This is a genomic window from Alcanivorax sp. HI0044, from assembly GCF_001634945.1.
This window is the reverse complement of the sequence record NZ_LWEZ01000469.1, coordinates 1-6,336: the sequence shown is the minus strand read 5'-3', so window position 1 is coordinate 6,336 and position 6,336 is coordinate 1. Positions and strand designations below refer to the sequence as shown.

Genomic DNA, 6,336 nt, shown 5'->3' with positions numbered 1-6,336 from the left:
GCGACAACAGCCGCATCCTCAACCGGGAAATTCGGGATCTTAGCTCGAAACTGTGAGTACAACCCGGACGGCTCGAGCAGCCTGCGCCGTTCGGGGTTTTGATTGTAGCGTCGGACGTCCGACGTCTGACGTCCGACGCGTTAAAGACAGCCCAAAAAAACCTCATGGCCCACTGAAACGCCTTAAGGAACCGACATGCTAAAAGACGCCTACCCCTACTACCTGGCCAACGAAGCCGTCTTCGCCAACCAGGATCTGAATGTCACCGACAAATACAGCGGTGAAGTGGCCACCCGCGTGGCCATGGCGGACGCCGCCACCATCGACAAGGCCATCGACGCCGCCGACAAGGCCGCCAAGCCCATGGCACAACTGGCGCCCTACGAGCGCCAGGCAATCTTGTACCACTGCGTCAAGCGCTTTGAAGAACGTTACGAGGAACTGGCCCTGGCCCTGTGCATCGAAGCGGGCAAACCGATCAAGGATGCCCGTGGTGAAGTGGGCCGCCTGATCGACACCTTCCGCGTGGCCGCCGAAGAAGCCGTGCGCATCGACGGCGAAATGCCCAACCTGGAAATTTCCGCCCGTGCCAAAGGCTACCGGGGCATGGTCAAACGCGTCCCCATTGGCCCGTGCTCGTTTATTTCCCCGTTCAATTTCCCGCTGAACCTGGCTGCACACAAGGTCGCCCCGGCCATCGCCGCCGGCTGCCCCTTTGTGCTTAAACCGGCCAGCCGCACGCCCATCGGCGCCATCATCATTGGTGAAGTGCTGGCAGAAACCGACCTGCCGAAAGGCGCGTTTTCCATCCTGCCCTGTCATCGCGAAGGCGCCGACCTGTTCACCACTGATGAGCGTTTCAAGCTGCTCAGCTTCACCGGCAGCCCGGACGTGGGCTGGGACCTGAAAGCCCGTGCCGGCAAGAAACCGGTGATCCTGGAACTGGGCGGCAACGCGGCGGTAATCGTGGATGAAGATGCCGACCTGGACGACGCCGTGGAGCGCATCACTTTCGGCGCTTTCTACCAGTCCGGCCAGAGCTGCATCGGCGTACAGCGCATCCTGATTCACGATGCGATCTACGACGAACTGAAAACCCGCCTGGTGGAAAAAACCGCCGGCCTGAAAATGGGTGACCCGAAAGACGAAGACACCTTTATCGGCCCGGTGATCTCGGAAGGCGAAGCTACCCGGCTGGAAAACTGGGTTAATGAAGCTGTGGATGCCGGCGCCACTCTGCTGGTGGGCGGCAAGCGCGACGGCGCCATGCTCGAAGCCACCCTGCTGGAGAACGCGCCCAAGGGCACCAATATCGTGGAAGAAGAGGCCTTCGGCCCGGTGGCCGTGATCAGCCGCTTCAGCGATTTTGACGACGCTCTGAACACCGTCAACGATTCCAGGTTCGGCCTGCAGGCCGGCATCTTCACCCGCGACCTGTACAAGGCCCAGAAAGCCTGGGACGAACTGGAAGTGGGCGGCGTAGTGATCGGCGACGTGCCCAGCTGGCGCGTGGACAACATGCCCTACGGCGGCGTGAAGGATTCCGGCCTGGGCCGCGAAGGCATCCGCTGGGCCATCAACGACATGACCGAAGAACGGCTGCTGGTGATCCGTACCCCGCAATAAGCAACGCAGTTAAGCATTTCTGCGTACGCCGGGACTTACAGTCCCGGCGTTATTTCTTACATAAACACCTGCATATACTCACATTCCCAACGTCAAAAAACGCCTACCATCGAAAAGAACTCCATCAGGATTCGACTTCATGGCTGCGTCCCTTCCTCTCATCTCTGCGCTGGTTTCTTCCTTGCTTCCTGTCACGCCCCCGCCTCCCGAAGGAAGCTGGTATCAGCCCGATATAGATGTGAGCTGGCAAATTCAGCTCCAGGGTCCGATCAACACCGGTTATACCGCTGACCTCTATGTGCTGGACCTGTTCGACACACCCCAGAATGTGATCGACGACTTGCACGCCAGTGGCCGCCGAGTGATCTGCTATTTTTCCGCCGGTACTTTCGAAAACTGGCGCGAGGACAAGAGCCGTTTTACCGCTGCCGACAAAGGCCGGCGCCTGGGTAACTGGCCCGGGGAACGCTGGCTCGATACCCGCTCAATCAATGTCCGCGCGATCATGTCTGATCGCATTGCCCTGGCCGCCAGCAAAGGCTGTGACGGGGTGGACCCGGACAATGTGGATGGCTACAGCAACCGCACCGGTTTCCCGCTGAGCTATAACAGCCAGCTGGACTACAACCGCTTCCTGTTCGACACCGCTCACGACCACGGCCTGGCCGTATCACTAAAGAACGATTTGGAGCAAGTTGAAGACCTGGTTGATCACGCCGACTTCGCGGTGAATGAATCCTGTCACCAATGGCAGGAATGTCATCTGCTGACCCCGTTTATTGAAGCCGGCAAACCCGTGCTGCACATCGATTACCTGTACGGGGCCGACCCGCAGGGCCACAACATTCATTGCCAGCATATGGACAGCCTGGGCTTTCGCTCACTGACCCTGCCACTGGCACTGGACGACAGCTACCGCTTTAGCTGCAACGATTAAGCCTCGCCAAGCAAACACCGGGACTGCCCCCGACAACGGGGGCTGCTACACTGCCCTTTCGGCCTTTCGGAATGCAGTGTTATGCATGACACCCTGACATTAATTGTGGTTCTCCTCAGCAGTGCGGTAGTCGCTGTGGTGGTATTTCGCCGCCTGGGCATGCCTCCCATTCTTGCCTACCTGCTGTCCGGTCTGGCTGCAGGGCCGTTTGGATTCGGCTGGATCAATGACGTAGAAGGCATCCAGCACCTGGCCGAATTTGGCATCGTCTTTTTGCTTTTTACCCTGGGGCTGGAATTTTCCATTCCCCGCCTGATGACGTTGCGCCGCATTGTGTTCGGCGCAGGCCCATTGCAAGTCATTCTTACCGGGGCAGCGGTGTTCGCCGTCATGCGGTTGCTCGGTTTCCAGCCCATGACCGCCGGCATCACCGCCGGGGCGCTCGCGCTCTCTTCCACCGCCATCGTGATTCGTGATCTGATTGGCCGGGGTGCGGTGAACACCGGTTACGGGCGGGCTTCCACCGGCATCCTGCTGTTCCAAGATCTGGCGGCGGTGATCATGCTGGTAATGTTACCGGTGATCAGCAACAGCAGCGGCGATGCCCTGTGGGCCATGGCAGGCCTCACCCTGGGTAAATCCCTGCTGTTGTTTGCCGGCATCTACGTGGTGGGGAGATGGATACTGCCACGGCTGCTGGAAGAAACCGGCCGCACTCGCTCCGATGAAGTGTTTGTCATGACGGCCCTGCTCTTGGCTCTGGTCGCCGCCTGGGTGACTCACTGGCTGGGCTTGTCCATGGCGCTGGGCGCTTTTCTGGCAGGCATGATGCTGGGGGAAAGTCATTTCCGCCATCAGATCGAGGCGGACCTGCGCCCCTTTCGTGACCTGTTGCTCGGCTTGTTTTTTATCAGTGTCGGCATGCTGGTGGACCCAAATCTGTTTGCCGAACAGTGGCACTGGATCATCCTCGCTGCTGTCTCGCTGATGCTGTTCAAGGCGGTACTGATTTTCGCTTTGCTGCGTCTGCTGGGAGAACCTGCCGACACCGCCACCCGCAGCGGCCTTATTCTGTCCCAGTGTGGCGAGTTCGGTTTTGTGCTGGTTGCCCTGGCGGTGTCTCATCAAGTCATGTCGCCGGGTAAAGCCGGCCTGCTGGTGTCCATCACCGTACTCACCATGGCGGTAACCCCCGCCCTGCTGCAACACAGCGGAAAACTCAGCCGTCGCCTGCTGCGCCCGTGGATGGAAATCCCCAAGGACAGCCCGGTATCCGATAACATTTCCGGCCACGTCATCCTGTGCGGCTATGGCCGGGTGGGCCAGAACCTGATGCGTTACCTGAACCGCTTCCATCACCATGCCGTCGCAGTCGATATGGATCTGGTGCGCTTGCAGGAAGCCAGCGCCGCCGGCGAACACATCCTGTTTGGCGACGCCAGCCGCAAGGACATTCTCGAACGGGCGGGTATTCACCGCGCCCGCCTGCTGGTGGTGACATTCGATGACGCGCGTCTGGCGGAACGCATCATCCACACCTGCCGGGATCTCAACAGCGATGTGCGGGTGCTGGTACGCACCCGGGATGACACTCACCTGGATGCGCTCACGACAGCCGGTGCCGCCGAGGTCGTTCCCGAAGTACTGGAGGCGTCGCTGATGCTGGTGGCCCACGCCCTGATGATGCTCGACGTACCCTTTGAACGGGTGTTGGCGATGCTGCGCAAAACCCGCCGCGACCGCTACCGCATGCTGCAAGGCTATTACCACGGCGATTCCTTCCCCACCACCGACAGCGCCGGCAACCCCTATCGGTTGCTGCACGCCGTTACCCTCAGTGAAAAAGCCCGCAGCATTGGCCAGAGTATCCGTGACTGCGGCTTGCGCGATGTGGAAATCCGGGCGGTGAAACGGGCAGAACACACCCACGAAAGCCCGGATGAAAGCCTGGTCCTGGCACAAGGGGATACAGTCATACTTTACGGCCGACTGGAAGCCGTGGAAGCCGCCGAGGTTCGCTTGTTGGGCGGCTAACGCCCGAATCGCCACGGACACTCAACAAAAACGGCATGCCTGTTCACAAATCTGCGCGCACCGTAGCCCCTCTGCGCCCCCCAGGCGGTCACCGCAACCAGACAGAACGGGATATCCATACGTCAGGCCCCCGCAGACAGCCCGCAAACCGGCTTTCTTAGCGTATTGTCAAACAAAAAGGAGCCTTTGCTCACTTTTGACTTGCCCGCCTGCCTGCTTCGCAGTAATTTGTGAACACTTATACACAAAAACTGTGGAGGGCCCGCCCGATGCGAGCCACATCAGCGAACAACAACACGCTCCAGCCTGCCCAGCCGCAGGCAGATCAGGTGCCGAACTGGCAGCCGCTCAATGACTTTGCCCAGCGCAAGCAGCAAGACAGCGGACTGAAAGCCTGGATTGCCGTGGTCGAGGGTTGCATCAAGGCCATCGAGAAAACCGCCTGGCAGGGCCGGGAAATCGCCGACCAGGCCATTACCGCCTGCAAGGCCGTCACCCGTGGTGCCAGCGCCGTAAACGAAGAAATGCAGCTGCTCGCCGACGAAGCCCGCCGCTGGCCCGCGCGCCTCAAGCGCCTGACCAAAACCGGCTGGATGCTCACCAAGGTGGTCGCCAGCTATCGCCTGTGGGGCACCAGAGCCGCTTTCCTGCCGGGCAGCATGCGCGATGCCGCGCTGGCCAACCTGCACAAGCGCAACGCCAAACGCTTTCGTGACACCTCCCTGGAGCAGGGCGGCGCCTTCCTGAAAATCGGCCAACTGCTCTCCAGCCGTCCGGATCTGCTGCCCCAGGCCTGGGTGGATGAACTGGCCGTATTGCAGGATCAGGCCAGTCCGGTGGACTTTGCCGACATTGCCACGGTGCTGGAGCAGGAGTTCAACCAGCCACTGGATACACTGTTTGCCCACGTGGCCCCCCAACCCCTGGCTGCCGCCAGCATCGGCCAGGTCCACCGCGCCCGGCTGCACGATGGCCGCGAAGTGGCCGTTAAAGTGCAGCGCCCGGGGCTTGATGAAGTGGTCGAACTGGACATGACGCTGCTCAAGGTCTTCATGGACGCGGTGAAATCCGCCCTGCCGCCCATGGATATCGACACCATCGTCAACGAAATCCAGCGCACGGTTCGCGAAGAACTGGACTACCAGCGCGAAGCCCGCGTCATGACGGACATCGGCCGACAGCTCGCGGCCATCCCCGGGATTCGGGTGCCGACACTGGTGCCCGAGCGCAGCAGCCGGCATGTGCTCACCACCGAATTTATCCAGGGCGAGAAACTCACCCTCACCCTGGATCGCCTGAAAGAGTCGGACCCGGCGCAAGTCAGCGCCCTGCTCAGTACGCTGCTGGATGCCTGGTTTTGCCAGGTGCTCAACGGCGGCCTTTTCCATGCCGACCCGCACCCCGGCAACATCATGATCACCCCGGACAATACGCTGGTACTGCTGGATTTCGGCTGCGCGCAAGCACTCACCGACGACGCCCGCCGGGGTTACTTCCGGGTGCTGCAGGCTTGCATTGTTGGCGATGAAACCGTCATCGCCGACACCCTTACCGCCCTCGGTTTTGTCACCCGCAGCGGCGACCCGGCCACCCTGCTGGCATTTGTCTCTGCGGTGCTGGACCAGGTCCGCGACGCCATTATCAATCCCGGGCAACAGACCGGCTGGCCCACTGCAGAAGACATGATGCAGCAGGTCAGCGAACTGCTCGGCCGGCTGGAACACGACCCGGTGGACACC

At 60.8% G+C, this 6,336-nt stretch carries 4 protein-coding genes; all 4 read left to right on the top strand.

Features of this window, described 5'->3' with window-relative positions; all coding sequences use genetic code 11:
• Positions 1-195 precede the first annotated feature (195 nt).
• Positions 196-1,626: an aldehyde dehydrogenase family protein gene (locus tag A3730_RS05725; protein ID WP_063519966.1), complete on the top strand. Its 1,431-nt coding sequence runs from the start codon at positions 196-198 to the stop codon at positions 1,624-1,626.
• A 238-nt stretch (positions 1,627-1,864) separates the two neighbouring features.
• Positions 1,865-2,563, top strand: coding sequence for an endo alpha-1,4 polygalactosaminidase (locus A3730_RS05720; RefSeq protein ID WP_231880611.1), 699 nt, complete (start codon positions 1,865-1,867; stop codon positions 2,561-2,563).
• Positions 2,564-2,644: 81 nt separating this feature from the next.
• A complete protein-coding gene (locus A3730_RS05715) occupies positions 2,645-4,597 on the top strand; it encodes a cation:proton antiporter (protein WP_063519968.1) in 1,953 nt (650 codons plus the stop codon).
• 269 nt (positions 4,598-4,866) lie between these two features.
• Positions 4,867-6,336 (top strand): AarF/ABC1/UbiB kinase family protein (locus tag A3730_RS05710; RefSeq protein ID WP_063537680.1); only part of this gene is annotated, 1,470 nt, incomplete at its 3' end.

Bases quoted from the DNA above. Each gene is read 5' to 3' on its own strand.
- A3730_RS05725 (WP_063519966.1), top strand. From the start codon at position 196: ATGCTAAAAGACGCCTACCCCTACTACCTGGCCAACGAAGCCGTCTTC.
- A3730_RS05715 (WP_063519968.1), top strand. From the start codon at position 2,645: ATGCATGACACCCTGACATTAATTGTGGTTCTCCTCAGCAGTGCGGTA.